19 protein-coding genes are annotated in these 17990 nt (G+C 38.9%); 11 read left to right on the top strand and 8 right to left on the bottom strand.

Annotated features, from left to right (window positions below):
• Nucleotides 1-256: 256 nt before the first annotated feature.
• Nucleotides 257-1561 (top strand): GAF domain-containing sensor histidine kinase, encoded by a 1305-nt coding sequence (locus F565_RS0115600; protein ID WP_020214175.1) that lies wholly within the window; start codon nucleotides 257-259, stop codon nucleotides 1559-1561.
• 80 nt (nucleotides 1562-1641) lie between these two features.
• Here the strand turns inward: F565_RS0115600 and F565_RS0115605 are convergent, their stop codons facing one another.
• From F565_RS0115605 to F565_RS0115615, 3 genes are all read right to left on the bottom strand, one after another.
• A complete protein-coding gene (locus tag F565_RS0115605) occupies nucleotides 1642-2589 on the bottom strand; it encodes a cation diffusion facilitator family transporter (RefSeq protein ID WP_020214176.1) in 948 nt (315 codons plus the stop codon).
• A 72-nt stretch (nucleotides 2590-2661) separates the two neighbouring features.
• Nucleotides 2662-3054 (bottom strand): hypothetical protein, encoded by a 393-nt coding sequence (locus F565_RS0115610; RefSeq protein WP_154652626.1) that lies wholly within the window; start codon nucleotides 3052-3054, stop codon nucleotides 2662-2664.
• Between the two features lie 119 nt (nucleotides 3055-3173).
• The gene (locus F565_RS0115615) at nucleotides 3174-3368 is read right to left on the bottom strand and encodes a hypothetical protein (RefSeq protein ID WP_020214178.1); all 195 of its coding nucleotides are present in this window, start codon (nucleotides 3366-3368) and stop codon (nucleotides 3174-3176) included.
• A 265-nt stretch (nucleotides 3369-3633) separates the two neighbouring features.
• Here F565_RS0115615 and F565_RS0115620 point away from each other — a divergent pair, with 265 nt between their 5' ends.
• Complete coding sequence (locus tag F565_RS0115620) at nucleotides 3634-4530, top strand: bestrophin family protein (protein WP_020214179.1); 897 nt, start codon at nucleotides 3634-3636, stop codon at nucleotides 4528-4530.
• A 263-nt stretch (nucleotides 4531-4793) separates the two neighbouring features.
• Here F565_RS0115620 and F565_RS22910 read toward each other — a convergent pair whose 3' ends face one another.
• The 4 genes from F565_RS22910 to F565_RS0115640 form a co-directional block, all read right to left on the bottom strand.
• Nucleotides 4794-5402, bottom strand: coding sequence for an XAC2610-related protein (locus F565_RS22910; RefSeq protein WP_154652627.1), 609 nt, complete (start codon nucleotides 5400-5402; stop codon nucleotides 4794-4796).
• Nucleotides 5403-5488: 86 nt separating this feature from the next.
• On the bottom strand, nucleotides 5489-5956 hold the full coding sequence (locus F565_RS0115630; RefSeq protein ID WP_020214181.1) for a hypothetical protein: 468 nt from the start codon (nucleotides 5954-5956) through the stop codon (nucleotides 5489-5491).
• Between the two features lie 3 nt (nucleotides 5957-5959).
• On the bottom strand, nucleotides 5960-6937 hold the full coding sequence (locus F565_RS0115635; RefSeq protein WP_020214182.1) for an endo alpha-1,4 polygalactosaminidase: 978 nt from the start codon (nucleotides 6935-6937) through the stop codon (nucleotides 5960-5962).
• Nucleotides 6938-7081: 144 nt separating this feature from the next.
• Nucleotides 7082-7810 carry a biotin--[acetyl-CoA-carboxylase] ligase gene (locus F565_RS0115640; RefSeq protein WP_020214183.1) on the bottom strand — a complete coding sequence of 243 codons (729 nt, stop codon included), beginning with the start codon at nucleotides 7808-7810 and terminating at the stop codon, nucleotides 7082-7084.
• Nucleotides 7811-7902: 92 nt separating this feature from the next.
• Between F565_RS0115640 and rsfS the strand changes: the two genes are divergently transcribed.
• From rsfS to F565_RS21805, 7 genes are all read left to right on the top strand, one after another.
• Nucleotides 7903-8274 (top strand): ribosome silencing factor, encoded by a 372-nt coding sequence (gene rsfS, locus F565_RS0115645; protein ID WP_020214184.1) that lies wholly within the window; start codon nucleotides 7903-7905, stop codon nucleotides 8272-8274.
• 15 nt (nucleotides 8275-8289) lie between these two features.
• The gene (gene ftsH / locus F565_RS0115650) at nucleotides 8290-10218 is read left to right on the top strand and encodes an ATP-dependent zinc metalloprotease FtsH (RefSeq protein ID WP_020214185.1); all 1929 of its coding nucleotides are present in this window, start codon (nucleotides 8290-8292) and stop codon (nucleotides 10216-10218) included.
• Between the two features lie 104 nt (nucleotides 10219-10322).
• Nucleotides 10323-10922 (top strand): hypothetical protein, encoded by a 600-nt coding sequence (locus F565_RS0115660; RefSeq protein WP_020214186.1) that lies wholly within the window; start codon nucleotides 10323-10325, stop codon nucleotides 10920-10922.
• Between the two features lies 1 nt (nucleotide 10923).
• Nucleotides 10924-11739, top strand: coding sequence for a phosphatidate cytidylyltransferase (locus tag F565_RS0115665; protein WP_020214187.1), 816 nt, complete (start codon nucleotides 10924-10926; stop codon nucleotides 11737-11739).
• Entirely contained in the window at nucleotides 11729-12382 is a 654-nt protein-coding gene (locus F565_RS0115670; protein ID WP_020214188.1) for a phosphatidylserine decarboxylase family protein, read from the top strand. The genes F565_RS0115665 and F565_RS0115670 overlap by 11 nt, the downstream gene beginning before the upstream one ends.
• A gap of 3 nt (nucleotides 12383-12385) precedes the next feature.
• Nucleotides 12386-12652 (top strand): acyl-CoA-binding protein, encoded by a 267-nt coding sequence (locus F565_RS0115675; protein ID WP_020214189.1) that lies wholly within the window; start codon nucleotides 12386-12388, stop codon nucleotides 12650-12652.
• Nucleotides 12653-12664: 12 nt separating this feature from the next.
• The gene (locus F565_RS21805) at nucleotides 12665-13447 is read left to right on the top strand and encodes a superoxide dismutase (protein ID WP_020214190.1); all 783 of its coding nucleotides are present in this window, start codon (nucleotides 12665-12667) and stop codon (nucleotides 13445-13447) included.
• A gap of 115 nt (nucleotides 13448-13562) precedes the next feature.
• On the opposite strand, the gene rho is transcribed toward F565_RS21805, so the two are convergent.
• On the bottom strand, nucleotides 13563-15521 hold the full coding sequence (rho, locus tag F565_RS0115685; protein WP_020214191.1) for a transcription termination factor Rho: 1959 nt from the start codon (nucleotides 15519-15521) through the stop codon (nucleotides 13563-13565).
• Between the two features lie 184 nt (nucleotides 15522-15705).
• Here rho and F565_RS0115690 point away from each other — a divergent pair, with 184 nt between their 5' ends.
• Nucleotides 15706-16116: a DUF4293 domain-containing protein gene (locus tag F565_RS0115690; protein ID WP_020214192.1), complete on the top strand. Its 411-nt coding sequence runs from the start codon at nucleotides 15706-15708 to the stop codon at nucleotides 16114-16116.
• 324 nt (nucleotides 16117-16440) lie between these two features.
• On the top strand, nucleotides 16441-17988 hold the full coding sequence (locus tag F565_RS0115695) for an SDR family NAD(P)-dependent oxidoreductase (RefSeq protein WP_020214193.1): 1548 nt from the start codon (nucleotides 16441-16443) through the stop codon (nucleotides 17986-17988).
• The last annotated feature ends 2 nt before the right edge of the window (nucleotides 17989-17990 follow it).

The following is a 17990-nucleotide window of genomic DNA, read 5'->3' on the forward strand; positions in this document are numbered from 1 at the left end:
ATAGGCGATGAGCAATAGGCAATAGGCAATAGGCAATAGGCAATGGGCAATAGGCTATGGGCAATAGGCAATGAGCAATAGGCAATGAGCAATGGGCAATGAGCAATAGGCGATGGGTATTGGGCAAAATGCATTTAATAACAAGTAAATATGGCTAAGACTTAATAGTGGGATAAAAAAATTATAAACTGTACTTAATGTAATAAATTATCGGGAAAAATATTTAATTTTATAAATTAAATATTAGGGATAAATAATGGAAACTATAAAGAAGGATTTTTCGAAAGACATCAGTGATATAGGGCAAATTCCCATTATACAAACTATCCTTAATGTTATATGCCAAACTACGGGTATGGGTTTTACAGCCGTTGCCCGCGTTACAGATGAGCATTGGGTTACCTGCAGCGTGCGCGATGATATAGGCTTTGGCCTTAAACCAGGCGATGAGCTCGAAATTAAGACCACTATTTGTAACGAGATACGGCAAAATGAGATGGCGGTTACTATAGACCATGTAGACGAGGACCCTCAGTTTTACGACCACCATACACCTAAGCAATACGGTTTTCAGAGTTATATATCTGTGCCCATAATGCGCCGCGATGGCACTTTCTTTGGTACACTATGCGCCATAGACCCTGACCCGCATATTGTGAGCTCGCCTGCAATAACCGGAATGTTTAGCCTCTTTGCCGACCTTATTTCGTTTCACCTTAATGCTCTATATTCCGCCCAGGAAAACGAGATTAAACTGGAGCAGGAAATGGCCTTTAAAGATAAACTGGAAAAACAGGTTAAAGACCGTACTATAGAACTGATAGAAAACAATAAATCGTTAGTAAAGCTAAATAAAGAGCTGGAGTCGTTTGCTTATATATCCAGCCATGACCTGCAGGAACCGCTGCGAAAAATTCAGACGATAAGCTCTATTCTTATTGATACAGAAAAAGCTAATTTATCTGTTAAAGGCCAGGACTATTTTAAGCGTATGCAGGATGCTGCAAAGCGCATGCAAACCCTTATAAACGATCTTCTTGCATACTCCCGCACTAATGTTGCAGATGGTAAACTGGAAAATACCGACCTGAACAGTATTCTGGACGAGGTTTTGCTGGACCTGAATGAAGATATAGAAAAGACGCATGCCACTATTGAGGCTGCCGAAATGTGCCGGGCAGATATTATACCCTTTCAGTTTAGGCAATTGCTGTACAACCTTATAGGCAACGCACTAAAATTTAAAAGTAAAGAGCGGCCGCTAATTATAAAAATAAACAGCAGGATAGCCACAGGTGCTACTTTAAATGTACCTAAGCTTAACCAGGATATTGACTATTGCCACATTAGCATTGCCGATAACGGTATTGGCTTTGACCAGCAATACAGCGATAAGATATTTGAGGTTTTTCAGCGCCTGCATGACCGTACCCGTTTTGAAGGTACGGGCATAGGCCTTGCCATAGTAAAAAAAATAGTAGACAACCACAACGGTATTATTACTGCCACAGGTCAGTTAGGCAACGGTGCACAGTTTGATATTTATGTTCCGATGATTTAAATTCCAAAAAACAAATCTCAAATTACAAAGCTGAAAGTTTACTGTCTACAAACCGGTAATCTAATATCTTATAATTTACTTTAATCTACAGCATCTTCCTGGTTAAGCCACGGCTTATCCCTGCCCTCAAAATTTTTTGCTTCAATGTATATTTTCTTAACATCGGGGTAGGCTTTTTTAATCTGGTCTTCCAGTTTGGTAATGGTGCTAAAGAGTTCATCAACCGTCATGAGCTTATCAAACTCTACATCAAGCGCGAGCAGTACCTCGTTTGGCGCCAGGTGCATTGTAAGCGGATAGAACAGCGTTTTAACCTTTGGGTTGGCATTAACAAGGTCGTAGATACCTTTTACAATACCCCAGTCGGCACTCTCGCCCACTAACAGTCCGCGGCTTTCCTTAACCATGTTTATGGCAACAAAAATAAGCACAACTCCTATAAGCATAGATGCAACGGCATCATATATGGGGTTATTAAAATAATGCCCTAAAAACACACCGGTAAGCGCGATAACGAGCCCGGTTATGGCAGCACTTTCTTCATAAATTACAGCAAAAAGGCTTGGGTCTTTGCTCATGCTAACCTCTGCCCAAAAACCCTTTTTACCTTTTGTCTTATTAAATTCGCGTATGGCATAAACGAGCGATGCACCTTCAAAAACCATGCTTGATAACAAAACTACATAATTCCAAAAAGGGTCTTTTATAGGCTCCGGATGCTGTATATGGCTTATACCTTCGTAAACAGACATACCACCACCAAGCGAAAACACCAGTATAGCTACAATGAGAGACCAAAAGTAAATTTCTTTTCCGTGACCAAAGGGGTGCCCCCTGTCGGGCGGGCGCTGGCTGCGTTTCATGCCCAGCAGCAGGAGTAGTGAGTTACCGGTATCTACCGCGCTGTGTATGCCCTCGCTCATCATGGCCGAGCTTCCTGTTATAGATGCTGCCACAAACTTTACAATGGCAATGGCAACATTAGCCGCCATTGCGCCATAAATAGCAATTTTAGAATTCCCTGTCATAGGTATGATTTTAAGAAAAATCCCCAGTACTTTTTATCGTATTGGGGATGCTGTATGTGTTTAATAAAGAGTTTATTCCGTAGTATAACGTTCATTACTTTCCTCAAAATCTTCATCGTCGCTGGATATCGACTGGTTTTCATCTTCATCAAGGTCTATGTTATCATCAAGAATGTAATCATCCTGATTAAAGGCATCAGAGTTTTTGCTGTTGCCACCTTCTTCACTCCACTCCTCACTCTGTCCCGGGTTATTATAATCCAATTGGTCAGAGTTTCTTGTGTTGTCTACCTCTTCGGTATATTCTACGCCGGGCTGCTCTAAAGCAAGGTATTTATCGGTATCTTCCGGTTCGGCATCCTGTTCATGCTTTTCGTTAAGCGGGTGTTTAGCGTGGTGCTTTGCTTTAAGATGTTCTGCATGATCTGATGCTTCGTCACTATTTTTTTTAGGGTCGTTATTCATAACATATTTTATTTTTGGTTCGTGTTTTTTTGTGGAGTTAACAAAGCAGCTAAGTCGCAAAGATCCAAAGTTATAGCTTCAACTTAGTTACTTTGTCACTTGCGACTATGCTAATTCGGTTAAAATAAAAGTATAGCACTTATATCATTAAACTTCAGCAGTTTTAAGTTTGTAATCAAAAGATTTTTAAGCTGCAGGCTGCAGGAAAGCTCTTCCGTTTGTTTTGTGTCGTTTTCAATTTCGGCGGCAGCCTTTTCATAAGACAATGCGTTTAAGGCATCGTCTCTTTTCTGGTTACTAAATGAATATTCCATGGCAATATATTTTGTAAAGATTATAGGCGTTTTTCCGTTCTCCTAAGTTACTTACTTATCCTGAAATTACCATATAAGGGCGTATTAATTATATGCCAAATATTTAATACAGCATCAATAAATATTTTTATAAATTTATAGATAGTTCACTACATTTGTGTGAAAAATTTTATAAAAAATACATATACTTTTCCCAATGCCTTGCCACAACTACACACAATTATTACTTTTAATGCATACTTAATAATTTAGTAAAATACCATTTATGCTTATAGATAAAAGGCTGCCTTTTTCGTACATTTTTTTTAAGGTAAAATACGAAATGCTCATTGTGTTTGCACTGGGTATTATCATTCATTTTTTAACCGAAGAATTTTTTACCTACCTTCCCGACATGCCGCTTACAATAGCCACATTTCTGGGCACAGCAATATCTGTACTGCTATCGTTTAAAATGAGCCAGAGTTACGACCGCTGGTGGGAAGCCCGCAAAGTATGGGGAGCCATTGTAAACGATTCCCGCAGTTTTGTTTTGCAGCTACAGGCATTTATTACCGGCGACAACGCTCCTGCCGAAATAAAAATTATGGCTTACCGGCAAATAGCATGGTGCTACTCATTAGGGCAGGCACTGCGCGGATTACCGCCCTTAGAAAATTGTGATGAGTTTCTATCTGATACTGACATGGCAGCTTTAAAACACCATTCTAACAAACACTTAGGGATATTACAACTTAATGTTTTACAAGTAAAAGAGATACATAAAAAAGGTGTGATAAGCGATTACCTGCACGCGCAGATAAACACTACCTGCGTAAAATTTTCTGACAGTATGGGTATGGCAGAGCGTATTAATAATACTGTATTCCCTACTACGTACCGCCTTTACCTGCATTTTACCATTTACCTGTTTGTCATTATTCTTTCGGTAGGGTTAAAAAATGTGATGCTGGCATACGAAATTCCGTTGCTTATGATTGTTTCATTAGTGTTTTTCCTTCTCGAAAAAACGGCCTACCACATGCAGGACCCTTTCCGCAACCGCCCTACAGATACATCAATGACTCAGATAGCCCGTACCATCGAAATAAATATTAAGCAATTGCTAAATGAAAATGATGTACCCGAACCTCTTAAACCGGAATCGTATTATGTAATGTAAAGTGGATCATTTGATTTTCTGATGCATAATATATCTAAGCAAAAGGCAGAAGCATGAGTTCCGGAGGAATGGCATGTACATAACATCATGCAATACCTTATACTCTTGAGCTCCGGCGGAGCGACATGCAAACAAACAACCGCAAATTTGTACAATTTATGCTGCTCAATCGGAACCCTTATTAGTGTGGTTGTTTTATTTCTATAAACATATCGCCCCGCCGGGGCTCAGATGCCAATGAATATTCTTCTGTAAAATCAGTTTTAATTTTTAATTATCCTATTTTTAATTTCTTTCCATTTTCCTGTTTCGAAAGTAAATTGGTAAGTACTTTCACTGACACTTACAGCATTGGCGTGAACTAAGGTAACGAGTGTTTTATGTTTTTTATCTATTATACTTGGAAAATATATCATGGTATTGGTTAAAAAAGAATCTAATACAAAAATGCCTTTTGTATCTTGTAAATAATAATTATAAAATGGTCCACCGTTACCTCCCGAATCATTTTTTACAGCAAAATCTTCCTTTCCGTCAAAATTAAAATCTGCTACAATAAAATCGCCATAAGCATTATCTAAAACCTCCGCATTTTTGCCGATACCTGTAATGTAAGATCTAACGTCTTTACAATCTGTAAAATCATTACTAAACATATACCCGGAACTAAAATTGATAATTTGCTTCTTTGGGCTTAGTTTATGCTTAACTTCAACGGTAATTTTACATGAGTCTATATTTCGATTGTTAACTTTAAACCTTTTTACAGAAATAGTAAAATCGAGGTTTTTAGACAAACTAGTATGTGCACAATTTTGAGCCTGACATACAGCCGATATCAATACAGACAACACCATGAGATATTTTTTCATCACATTAGAATATTAATATAGTTACCAACTACTACTTAATGAAAGGAAACTTGCAAGATACCTGTACTTTTGTAAAAATACCTTAGTTAATTATTCTTAGGTTGTTTCTTTGATGCAAAAGGAATCAGCAATATAATTGCAGCCTCTATTATTAGGTAAATAAAATACCCCCACCGTACGGTTACAAATCCCTCTTTTGCCAATAGCATAAGGTTGACTAAAAATGCTGCGAACAGCACTATTGCCGAATAAAAAATGAGGTTTCTTTTTTTAAATACTACTCCTGCAAACTGCACTAACAGTACGATTGCAATAAGCAAAGCTACAATGCCCGATACTATACCACTTTCCTCATATAGCTTATCGGCAGGATTAAAAAGTACAGCTACAGATTCCCACACCATATCTATCCCGCTAAGTTTTTCATAGTGTATATAAAGCGGATTTGCATCTGTAATTTTTACCGATGACGGATATTTTATAAACGGCGTGGTAAAGGCCATAAAGCCAAAAAGCGTTAAAAGGTAAAAACCGTTAGTCCTGAATTTTTCCATTAATTAGTTTTCAAAATACTCAAAAGCATCAATAATATCAAGGTACACACCATCAAACCCGGCAGTGGTTATTTTACTAAGGTACGAATCTGTATTTTTATAAATAATGCCCTGCCATTCATCATTCCAGTATTTCACTTTGTAGTTACCCGGCCAGTCGGGGTTTTCGGCAGCTATCCAGTCGGGCCTGTTATTTGCCCAGCCATCCTGCCAGTAGTAACGGTAGTCTTCGGCTTCGCCTATACTCATGTAACAAATAACCAACCGTTTACCACCATTAGCCTTATTGCGCAACTGTGCAATTTCAGCCGCAGTAAACTGTTCGTTTTCTAAAAACAAATCCATTATAACAGCATCATAATTTGTAGCCGTAACCGCATTTATAAAAGCTGCTTTGGTAGCATAACCTTCAGGGTTTATAAGGTATAAAAAGTTCTTTGCCTGGCTTAACGATGTAATGTTGCCAGCATTTACATTACGGGGCGTACCCGCCGGAATATTATCAAGGCTACGGTGTGTAGCCGCAAAAGATACATAGCCGGCAGCAGCATTTTTAGAATAAGAATCTGTAATTTTAGATGGTGTCGATGTATAATCGGTAACTAAAATGGTATTGCCTGCATTTTTAGATATGTTAAGTAAGGTGCGCAGGTAAGCTGTATCATCATTATTTGTAGCCTGGTCGTCATTATCATAACCATAAAACAGGTCTTCCTGCCCGTTACCGTCTATAGCGCTAAGATAAGCAGTATCAGGAGTGCCATCATCTTCGCCATTAGTGGTTACCAGCTCAATACCATTTTGCGGAATTACAGCAAAATTAGGGTTTAATGCTTTTGCTGCCTGGCTTATACCTATTACATAATCGCGCATGTCCTGCTTAAAATTACGGCCATTTTCGTTGCCGTTGCCGTTTGTATCATCACTGTTGCTGCAGGCAGCAGCAAGCAATACAAACATTGTTATTATTGCAAATTTCATAGTTTAGTATTTAATATAGTAACCGTAAAAACACAATAATTATTATGAAGTTATTGTTTACTTTTTTTTGTTAGCCCTAAAATAACCTGCCGGTTTTACATTTTATCAGATACCTTCTTGTACACTACCTACAGGCAGATTATGTTAGTACAACAACTGCACTTCTTTAATAGCATAATGTGCTGTGGTATCATTTTCTAAAAGCACTTCTAACTGCCCGGTAGGTGTAACACCCCTAATTATGCCCATAAACTTGTTAGCCCCACTTTCAAAAGGCATGGGTACACCTATTTTATACAGCCTGTCAATATATCCCTGCCATAAATACGCTGTATCATTATTCATTAACCGGGCAATATTATGCTGCAATTTAGTTACCACAGCGACCATAACTTCGTCTTTATTAAAATCACGCCCTGCCGCTACGCATAGCGATGACGCTTTGGGCAGCCCATCAAAGTTTTTCTGGTTTACATTAAGCCCTATCCCTATGACAGAAAATATCTCCCCGCCTGTCTTAAAACTGTTTTCTATAAGTATACCGCCAATTTTTTTATTACCTGCCAAAATGTCGTTAGGCCATTTAATTTTTAATGCAGGTATACTTAATTGCTCCAGTGCCTGGGCAATACTTACAGCAACGGCTACATTAAGGTTAAAAATACCGGTAACATCTGGCAATAAATCCCTTACCAAGATGCTAAAAGTAAGGTTCTTACCGGGTTCGGCATTCCACTTAGCCCCCATTTGGCCCTTCCCTTCCATCTGGTTTTCTGTAACTACAATAGTAAAATTGTCTACATGCTGTGTAGCAGTAAGCTGTTTAAGGTAATCGTTAGTAGAGTTTGTGGCACTGAGTTTGATGATATTCATTACAAATAAACGGGTCTTTATCTTTTTAATCGTAAATAAGATTCAAAAGTAAATACAAAAATGATAACTTTGCGTAATATATAAAATTTTAGATGGCGAACAAAAATGTAAACAATGATGATCTGTTAGCAAATATCATCAAGGGGATAGAAGAAGTAAAAGGAAATGATATTGATATTCTCGATTTAAGGGCAATTGACAATACCGTTTGCGACTATTTTGTAATATGCAACGGTAACTCTAATACGCAGGTGAACGCGATTGTTCACTCAATCCAAAAAATAGTTTCTAAAGAATTACACGACAAGCCGTGGCATGTTGAAGGTACAGAGAATGGCGAATGGGTGCTTATGGACTATGTAAACATAGTGGTGCACGTATTTCAAAAACACATTCGTGAGTACTACAACATAGAAAGCCTGTGGGGTGACGCCAGGATTACGTCTATTGGAAACAATTATTAATAAAGAAGCATTTTCATGTCAAACGATAATAAACCTAATAAGTTAAAAATAAGCCCATGGTTCATTTATGGGGGACTTTTATTAGCTTTTCTTGCCTATAATTACTTTGCAGCCAGTACGTCATGGAATGAAACCAAACCTACTTCGCTTTCTACCTTTTACAAATTTCTTGATGAAAGCCAGGTAAAAAAGGTAACTTATAATAAAACAACTGCAGATGTGTACTTAAAACCTGAAGCCCTTAAGCTAAAGGAGCACGAAAAAGTACAAAAAGATATGTTTGGCAACCCTAACAAAGGACCACAATATACAGTAGTTATTGGCGATAATAACGAGCTTTTTAAGAAAAAACTGGACGAAGCCACTAAAGCCGGAAGACTAAGTGAATACTCGGCAGAGCAGGATAGCGCATTAGGCGAATGGCTTATTACTTTAGTACCATTACTTATTATTGTGGCATTATGGATATTCATGATGCGCAGGATGTCTGGCGGTGGTGCTGCAGGCGGCGGCGGACAGATATTTAACATAGGAAAATCTAAAGCAAAGCTTTTTGACGAAAAGAACGATATTAAAGTTACATTTAAAGACGTTGCCGGCCTTGAAGGTGCTAAAGAAGAGATACAGGAAATTGTAGAATTTCTTAGAACGCCCGAAAAGTACACAAGCATAGGTGGTAAAATTCCTAAAGGGGCATTACTTGTAGGCCCTCCTGGAACGGGTAAAACTTTATTGGCTAAAGCCGTTGCAGGCGAGGCTAAAGTACCTTTCTTCTCACTTTCTGGATCTGATTTTGTAGAGATGTTTGTAGGTGTGGGCGCAAGCCGTGTTCGTGACCTGTTTAAGCAGGCTAAAGAAAAATCGCCAGCCATTATATTTATAGATGAAATTGATGCCGTTGGCCGTGCCCGTGGTAAAAACAATTTCTCAGGATCTAATGATGAGCGCGAAAATACCCTTAACCAGCTGCTTACAGAGATGGATGGTTTTGGTACTAATACTAATGTTATTGTACTTGCAGCCACTAACCGTGCCGATGTACTTGATAAAGCACTTATGCGTGCAGGACGTTTTGACAGGCAGATATATGTAGACCTTCCGGATATTAGGGAACGTCGTGAAATCTTTGAGGTGCATTTAAAGCCCATCAAAAAATCAGAACACCTGGATACTGAGTTTCTTGCCAAGCAAACACCGGGCTTCTCTGGCGCAGATATTGCAAATGTATGTAACGAAGCTGCCCTTATTGCTGCCCGTAACAACAAAACTGCAGTAGATAAACAGGATTTCCTTGATGCGGTAGACCGTATTGTAGGTGGTCTTGAAAAGAAAAACAAAATAATATCTACCGAAGAGAAACGTGCCATTGCCGTTCACGAAGCAGGCCACGCTACCGTAAGCTGGATGCTGGAGCATGCTGCCCCTCTTGTTAAGGTTACTATTGTGCCAAGAGGCCAAAGCCTTGGCGCCGCATGGTACCTGCCGGAAGAAAGGCTTATTGTAAGGCCGGAACAAATGCTTGACGAAATGTGTGCTACTATGGGTGGCCGTGCAGCAGAGAGGGTTATTTTTGATAAAATATCTACCGGTGCATTAAGCGACCTCGAAAAAGTAACTAAACAGGCACGTGCCATGGTTACAATATATGGCCTAAACGAAAAAGTGGGTAATGTAACCTATTACGATTCGAGTGGACAGAGTGAATATAACTTTGGCAAACCATACTCTGAAGATACAGCGCAGATAATTGACAAAGAAATTTCTACGCTTATTGAATCGCAGTATCAACGTGCAATTACTTTATTGATAGAAAATAAAGACAAGCTGCTTAAACTTGCCGACATATTAATTGAAAAAGAGGTGATTTTTAAAGACGACCTTGAAACGATTTTTGGCAGCCGCCCGTTCGAAAAATCAGGGCATGAGGTAATTACTGAGGCTTAAGCAAAAAATATTAAATTAAAATTAAAAATCTTAACCCAATCGTATGATTGAGTTAAGATTTTTTTATCTTTGGTCATTAAGCAAACCATTTGGGATTTACAAATATGAGCCTTTTTAAAAAGATTTTTGGTAGTGGAGATGTTTCGGGAGAAGAAAGAGCGACGGATAACAGCGATTTTCTTCCGGAAAATCAATTGCCTATTGATGAGTTATTTACCATAAATTTCAGGAAAAACGGCGGTAAATTTATTTATTGCGACAGCCTTAGCGATGTACATGAACAGTTTTTAAATGTACTTGAGGAAAATGACTGGTTTGAGTGCGAAGTACTTTGCTTTGAACCTAAACTGCATACCCTGCTCGACGAAAACAGGCTTACTTACAACAATCCTAAAAATCCTAAGTTTTTATTAGCTACCTGCGAAAGCCTTGTGGCCGATGAAGGTTCTATACTTTTTTCGTCTAAGCAAATTAAGCAAAACAAGCCCAATGAGTTGCCTGATAATATGATTATTTATGCAACCACAAGCCAGATGCTTGCCAACAAGACCGATTGCCTCAGGCAAATAAAAAAGAAATACGATAAGGATTACCCTACTAATATAACGGCGATTAAATATTTTGAAAAAGCGAAGGAAGAAGATTTTTTACACTATGGCAGTGTAGCAAAAAATTTATACCTGTTGCTTTTAGAAGACCTTTAGTATGAACGAAAGTATAACCAGGGCGCTCTCGGGCATAGTTTATATTGTTCTGCTTTTAGCCGCTACACTTTACTCCCCTACAAGTTTTTTAGCCTTGTTTGGTGTTTTTCTTGTTATAGCCGTAATAGAATTTTGCCGGCTAACAAACCTTAATAAAACATCAGCGATTATTATAGCTATAGCAGGCTTTGTATTATTTGGTATACGGTTAAATAATAACTTTACATCTAACCTGTTGCTTAACTTAGGTGCACTTTTTATTGCGGTAAGCCTGTTGTTTGACCTCTTTAAAAAAGGTTCTGCCACTACCAGAGACAACACTGCAAAACTTGCAAGGTTAATAGGGTACGTTGTTATACCGTTTTTACTTATCATAAAACTTCCGTTTTTACAAAATGATTATAATCCATTTATTATAATTGGCACATTTATATTAATATGGGCAAACGATACCTTTGCTTATATAGTGGGTAAAAGCATTGGTAAACGTAAATTGTTTGAACGTATATCGCCCAAAAAAACAATTGAAGGTTTTATTGGCGGCATGATTTTTACAATAGCTTTTGCTTACATTTTAGGCCAGAGCGATTATTTTATGTTTTTTACCACATGGCAATGGATGACTTTTACAGCCATACTTGTAATTTTTGGCACATTAGGCGATCTTGTAGAGTCGCAACTTAAACGCAATGCCGGTGTTAAAGACAGCGGTAACATAATGCCCGGCCACGGCGGAATACTTGACAGGCTGGATAGTGTGTTATTTGCAATACCTTTCATATTTTTGTATTACCAAATCTTAAACTATGTTTCATAAAGAAGGAGCTAAAATTATTTTTATTGCTTTAGCAGTAACCGTTGGAGTTGTATTATTATCAGAAGAGTTTATACACAGCTTTTGGCTGTTAAAATTGGTGCAGGTTTTTGCTCTGCTTTTCCTTATAATAATCTTACAGTTTTTCAGGAACCCGAAACGCCCTGTTACTGCGGCAGATCATAACATTATTGCACCTGTAGATGGTAAGGTAGTTGTTATAGAAGAGGTATATGAGGCAGAATATTTTAAAGAAAACCGCCTGCAGGTATCTATCTTTATGTCGCCTATAAATGTACACGTAACACGCTATGCCGTAAATGGTTTGGTAAAATACAGCAAATACCATCCTGGTAAATACCTTGTAGCATGGCATCCAAAAGCGAGTACCGAAAATGAGCGTACAACTGTGGTTATTGAAAACACCTATTTTGGAGAAATTTTATACAGGCAAATTGCCGGTGCTCTTGCCAGAAGGATTGTAAACTATGCACAGGAAGGTATGCAGGTAGTGCAGGGAACTGATGCGGGTTTCATAAAATTTGGGTCGAGAGTAGATATTTTCTTACCTTTAGGTACACAAGTTAATGTTGTACTTAACCAGAAAGCTATAGGAGGTAAAACAATAATTGCTGTAAAAGAATAATACATGCCGGATAAAGACCTGGATACCCTTTTTGACGAAGCTTTTGAAAGAGCCTCTAAAATGACTGAAGCATTGCCTCAGGACCTTATGCTGCGTATTTATGCTTACTACAAGCAGGCAACATCCGGGCAGGGCCATGTAACTACACACCACCAGTCGGTTAATTTAAGGGATGCCTTTAAGATGAACGCATGGATGCAGATAAGGCACCTTACACCAGATGAGGCCAAAAAATTGTATATAGAGACGATTGATTCGCTAACTAAATAAACCTGTATTCTTATGAAAAAAATAAAAATTTTCTTTTCTGCACTGGCTGTTGTGGCTGCATTGCAATCATGCAAAGACAAAAATAACCTTGAAGAAGTAGTAACGGTTCCTGAACCTCAAAAAGAAGCCGCTGCACCCGTAGGAAACCCTGATGATGTTAAGGCAGAAGATGCCGCAGGTAAATTTCAGATGACAAAATTACCGTATGCTTATGATGCACTTGCCCCAAATATTGATGCAAGAACTATGGAAATACACTACTCTAAGCATTACAAAAAATATACCGATGAGCTTAATAAAGCTACAAAAGGTACTGATCTTGAGAACAAAACCATAGAAGAAATATTTGCTACGCTTGATCCTGAAAACAAAGCCGTAAGAAACAATGGTGGTGGTTATTACAACCATGGCCTTTTCTGGGAAATAATGGGTCCTAAAGCAGGTGGTGCGCCTACAGGAGCGTTAGCCGAAGCTATTAATAAAGATTTTGGTTCGTATGATGCCTTCCAGAAATTATTTACGGAAGCTGCTACAAAACAATTTGGATCTGGCTGGGCCTGGCTTATTGTAACTAAAGAGGGTAAGCTTGCTGTAACAAGCACTCCTAACCAGGATAACCCACTTATGAAGGGCCAGGCTGTTACCGGTATTCCTATTCTTGCACTTGACGTTTGGGAACATGCTTACTACCTTAACTATCAAAACAAAAGGCCAGACTATATTACTGCGTTTTACAACGTAATTAACTGGGCTGCCGTTACTAAAAAGTATGAAGCCGCTTTAGCCAAAAAATAAGAATAAATACATATATAAAAGCCGCATGAATTAATTTTCATGCGGCTTTTTTATGTTTATGTGTTTTATAAGAACCTCAGGCACTAAGTCCGCCTTATGGTTTTAGAACCTACAATTAATCATTCATAGAGATAAGGAACTCATTATTATTGCGGGTCTTTTTAAAACGGTCGTTTATAAAGTCCATAGCCTCAATAGGGTTCATATCGGCAAGGTATTTCCTCATGATCCACATACGCTGTATTGTTTTTTCATCAAGCAGCAAATCGTCTCTCCTGGTGCTCGACGATGTAAGGTCGATGGCAGGGAAAATACGCCTGTTAGCAATCTTCCTGTCCAGCTGAAGCTCCATATTACCGGTACCTTTAAACTCTTCAAAGATAACCTCATCCATTTTAGAACCTGTATCTGTAAGTGCTGTAGCAATTATACTTAAAGATCCACCGCCTTCTATGTTACGGGCTGCACCAAAAAAGCGTTTGGGTTTTTGCAGTGCATTAGCATCTACACCACCACTTAATACTTTACCAGATGCCGGCTGTACGGTGTTATAAGCCCTTGCAAGACGGGTAATAGAGTCTAACAATATTACTACGTCATGCCCGCACTCTACAAGGCGTTTTGCTTTTTCGAGCACTATATTTGCAATCTTAACGTGTTCCTGCGGTTCTTTATCAAAAGTAGAGGCAATAACCTCTCCCCTTACGCTACGCTGCATATCTGTAACCTCTTCCGGGCGTTCATCTATCAATAAAACTAAAAGGTACACTTCCGGGTGGTTAGCTGCAATAGCATTTGCTATATCTTTAAGCAACATGGTTTTACCCGTTTTAGGCTGTGCCACGATCATACCGCGCTGCCCTTTGCCTATAGGTGAAAACAGGTCTATAATCCTTGTAGATATAGTACTCTGTTTTTCGGCAATATTAAATTTTTCCGAAGGAAATACCGGGGTAAGGTGCTCAAAAGATATCCTGTCGCGCACTACCTGCGGGTCATGCCCGTTAATTTTATTAACTTTTACAAGCGGAAAGTATTTTTCGCCTTCTTTAGGTGGGCGCACCACTCCTTTTACGGTATCTCCTGTTTTAAGTCCAAATAAACGTATTTGAGAGTTAGACAGGTAAATATCATCCGGCGATGCAAGGTAGTTGTAATCAGATGAGCGAAGGAAACCATAGCCATCGGGCATCATTTCCAGCACACCTTCACTTTCTATAATACCGTCAAACTCATAATCTGGCTCGCGGTAATTTTGTTTCTTATTTTGTACAGGCTGGTTACCCAACGTGCTTATTTGCGGTGTTGGTGTAATAATGGGCTGTGGGGTATTTTGTGCGGCAACAGGTGCAGCCGGTGCATCCGGGGTAGCCTGTTGTTCCTGCAAACGCTTTTTGTAGCTTGGGTGGTTAGGGTTGTTAGCATTAGCCCTTTCAATCTGCGCCTGCCTTTCTTCTTCCGTAAGTTGTGGCCGCTGCCTTGCAGGAGCATCGCCGGCTTTTGGCTGCGCACCATCTTTAGCAATAATTTTCCTGTCTCTTGGCTGTATTTTATTTGCCGCTGTAATAGCAGGTTTTGCTTCGGCAGTATCAGTTTTTGCAACTTCTGCTGCAGGGGTTTCAGTTTCTGTAGCAGTTTCCTTAACCGGTATTGCTTCAGGTGTATTTTCTGTAGTAGCAGGTTCCTGCTTTGTAAATTCTGTTTTCTTTTTAAAAACCCTTTCAGGTTTTGCTGGCAGAGCTTCAGCAACAGTATCCTCAGGCTTTGGGGTATCTGCAACTATACCTTCAGTTATCTCTGTTACCTCAGGTAGTGGTTTAGCTTTCTTAGTTTCGGCTTCATCTCCTTTGGTTATCCTTGCCCTTTTAGTTTTTGGTTCATCTGCAGGAGTTGCAGCGGCCGCCGTTTCTTCAAAAAGTGGCAATATCTGGGCAGGGTTTGCTGCCTGATGATCGAGAATCTGGTAAACAAGTTCGTCTTTTTTCAGGCCCCGGTATTTGTTAATCTTTGCTTTTTTAGCAATTTCCTGAAGCTCAGGAAGCTTCATTTCTTTTAATTCAGAAATATCAAACATGTATGATTTGGGTTAATTTAGGCAAATTCTGGTGAGGACAAAAATATAATGGGATTTTTGAAGACATAATACTTCGCAGAATGAAGTATTTATGGTTTTGTATTGCAATATTACAAATTTATTTTCAGTATACAATAGTATTTTTTAAAAAGAAAGCATATTTTTGTGCAGCAATTATAAGCAAATGTTACAAAGAATACAAAGTATTTATTTACTCATAGCGGTTATAGCCAGCGGTATATTACCGTTTTTTTTACCGCTCTACACATTAGAGAACGGTGAGGTTGTAACCTTGTATGACAACATTGCCTATGTGTTGCTATTTGTGTTTAGTGCCACGTTATCTATAATAGGCATCTTTACTTATAAAAACCGAAAAAAACAGTTTGTTTTAGGCAGGCTGAATTTGATTCTGAATTTAATTTTATTAGGATTATTTATATATAAGTCGCTAAATTTATCCGGAGATGCTAATGTGTCTGAGAAGGGTATTGGGATGTTCCTCCCTATTGTTTCTATCGTTTTTATAAGCCTTGCAAACAGGGCTATCAAAAGGGATGAGGATCTTGTAAAATCAGCAGACCGATTGAGGTAAGCCTTTTATCTTAGTTTATTAGTGCGTAAAAATCCGGGCCTGTAAAGCCCGGATTTTTTTGTACCTTATTTCCCCCTTAGTTAATGCATGAATCGTCTAACTATATTTACATTATTTATCTGTCATGGCTATTTAATTGGTTGTTACTACTCATACAGTCTTCGCGTGTATTTTTGTTATTTCAAAGCAGGTGCAAAAAAACCTTTATACTTATAAAACAAGTTTTGTTGTAACCCTTTAACCTGCACAAAAAAAATTAATCGTAAAAATATTTAAAAGTATATTTGCAGCCCGGCGGTTTACCGTCTTTCAAAATGATATTTTATGACGACGAACGATGATATTACACCCGCTGTAAACCTTCACGATATAGAGAAATGTATTGCTTTGCTAACACAATTAAATAATGATACCAATCAAATATTTGATATACCTAAAGAGCAAAGAACTGCCCTGATTAAAGCTGCAGGACAATTTTCCAGGCCAGACCGCGATGAGCTTTCCCGCCGGAAAAAAGACGGGAAGCTTGCCGCAAAACGAAAATTAGAAAAGCAGGACAGAATTGCCCGCAAGGTTACGGGAATAAGGGATGCCCGCGAAGCAAATATTTTTATAGCCCCAAAACTATTAAGCCTAAACGATTTAAGAGATAAAGAGCAATTAGAATTAAAAACACCCAGAAACTGTTACGTGTGTAAAACTCCGTTTACTAAAATGCACCACTTTTATGACACGATGTGTACCGATTGCGGCGATTTTAACTATGCAAAACGTTTTCAGACAGCTAATGTAAAAGGCCAGATAGCAGTTGTAACAGGCTCCCGCTTAAAAATAGGCTACCACATTACATTAATGTTATTGCGTGGCGGCGCAACAGTTATTGCTACTACGCGTTTTCCGGTAGACTCGGCAATACGTTTTGCTAAAGAAGATGATTTTATGGAATGGGGACACCGCTTAAAAATTCACGGTTTAGATTTACGCCACATACCAAGCGTAGAGATTTTTTGCAATTTTATAGAACAAAAGTACAACCGTTTAGATGTTCTTATTAATAATGCTGCACAAACTGTAAGGCGCCCGGCCGGGTTTTACACTCATTTGATGGAAAATGAAGAGTTGCCAATTACTGCTTTACCGCAACGGGTACAAGATGTATTAACAGACCATATAAATTGCCTGCAGGAGCTTAAGGTACTTACCACAGGAGCATCATCTAACGATAACATGCCGGTAACCTGGCATGGGCCGGAGCCCGGAATTGGGTTAAGGGCATCTGCAAAGCTGTCGCAAATTCCTTATTCTTTTGATAATGCACTGGTTGCAAAAGAGGCTTTTCCGGAGGGAGAACTGGATGCCGATTTACAGCAGGTAGACTTAAGAAAAACCAACAGCTGGCGGTTAAAATTAGGCCAGATTGAGACTACCGAAATGATAGAGGTACAATTAGTTAATTCGGTAGCTCCTTTTGTACTGTGTAACCGGCTTGCCGAGGTAATGAAAAAGGACAATACCGGGCAAAAACACATTATTAATGTCTCTGCCATGGAGGGTAAGTTTTATTATGGTTATAAAGATGACCGCCACCCACATACTAATATGGCTAAAGCGGCATTAAATATGCTAACGCATACTGCTGCCGGCTCCCTGGCAAAAGAAGGTATTTTTATGAACGCCGTAGATACTGGCTGGGTAACAGATGAAGACCCTGCCGAATTAGCAAAAAGAAAACAAGAGGAAGAAGATTTTCAGCCCCCGTTAGATATTGTAGACGGAGCCGCAAGGGTTATGGATCCGCTGTTTGATGGCATTAATACAGGAAAGCACTGGTGCGGCAAATTTTTAAAAGACTACGTTCCTATTTCCTGGTAATA

This window comes from Flavobacterium rivuli WB 3.3-2 = DSM 21788, assembly GCF_000378485.1.
In the GTDB taxonomy this organism is placed as follows: domain Bacteria; phylum Bacteroidota; class Bacteroidia; order Flavobacteriales; family Flavobacteriaceae; genus Flavobacterium; species Flavobacterium rivuli.

Excerpts from the sequence above, each read along its gene's own strand:
- F565_RS0115615 (WP_020214178.1), bottom strand. The coding sequence starts at position 3,368 with ATGGAATATTCATTTAGTAACCAGAAAAGAGACGATGCCTTAAACGCA.
- F565_RS21805 (WP_020214190.1), top strand. The coding sequence starts at position 12,665 with ATGAAAAAAATAAAAATTTTCTTTTCTGCACTGGCTGTTGTGGCTGCA.
- F565_RS0115690 (WP_020214192.1), top strand. The coding sequence starts at position 15,706 with ATGTTACAAAGAATACAAAGTATTTATTTACTCATAGCGGTTATAGCC.
- F565_RS0115620 (WP_020214179.1), top strand. The coding sequence starts at position 3,634 with ATGCTTATAGATAAAAGGCTGCCTTTTTCGTACATTTTTTTTAAGGTA.
- rsfS (WP_020214184.1), top strand. The coding sequence starts at position 7,903 with ATGGCGAACAAAAATGTAAACAATGATGATCTGTTAGCAAATATCATC.
- F565_RS0115610 (WP_154652626.1), bottom strand. The coding sequence starts at position 3,054 with ATGAATAACGACCCTAAAAAAAATAGTGACGAAGCATCAGATCATGCA.
- F565_RS0115630 (WP_020214181.1), bottom strand. The coding sequence starts at position 5,956 with ATGGAAAAATTCAGGACTAACGGTTTTTACCTTTTAACGCTTTTTGGC.
- F565_RS0115695 (WP_020214193.1), top strand. The coding sequence starts at position 16,441 with ATGACGACGAACGATGATATTACACCCGCTGTAAACCTTCACGATATA.
- F565_RS0115600 (WP_020214175.1), top strand. The coding sequence starts at position 257 with ATGGAAACTATAAAGAAGGATTTTTCGAAAGACATCAGTGATATAGGG.
- F565_RS0115675 (WP_020214189.1), top strand. The coding sequence starts at position 12,386 with ATGCCGGATAAAGACCTGGATACCCTTTTTGACGAAGCTTTTGAAAGA.
- F565_RS0115605 (WP_020214176.1), bottom strand. The coding sequence starts at position 2,589 with ATGACAGGGAATTCTAAAATTGCTATTTATGGCGCAATGGCGGCTAAT.
- ftsH (WP_020214185.1), top strand. The coding sequence starts at position 8,290 with ATGTCAAACGATAATAAACCTAATAAGTTAAAAATAAGCCCATGGTTC.
- F565_RS22910 (WP_154652627.1), bottom strand. The coding sequence starts at position 5,402 with ATGAAAAAATATCTCATGGTGTTGTCTGTATTGATATCGGCTGTATGT.
- rho (WP_020214191.1), bottom strand. The coding sequence starts at position 15,521 with ATGTTTGATATTTCTGAATTAAAAGAAATGAAGCTTCCTGAGCTTCAG.
- F565_RS0115665 (WP_020214187.1), top strand. The coding sequence starts at position 10,924 with ATGAACGAAAGTATAACCAGGGCGCTCTCGGGCATAGTTTATATTGTT.
- F565_RS0115635 (WP_020214182.1), bottom strand. The coding sequence starts at position 6,937 with ATGAAATTTGCAATAATAACAATGTTTGTATTGCTTGCTGCTGCCTGC.
- F565_RS0115660 (WP_020214186.1), top strand. The coding sequence starts at position 10,323 with ATGAGCCTTTTTAAAAAGATTTTTGGTAGTGGAGATGTTTCGGGAGAA.
- F565_RS0115670 (WP_020214188.1), top strand. The coding sequence starts at position 11,729 with ATGTTTCATAAAGAAGGAGCTAAAATTATTTTTATTGCTTTAGCAGTA.
- F565_RS0115640 (WP_020214183.1), bottom strand. The coding sequence starts at position 7,810 with ATGAATATCATCAAACTCAGTGCCACAAACTCTACTAACGATTACCTT.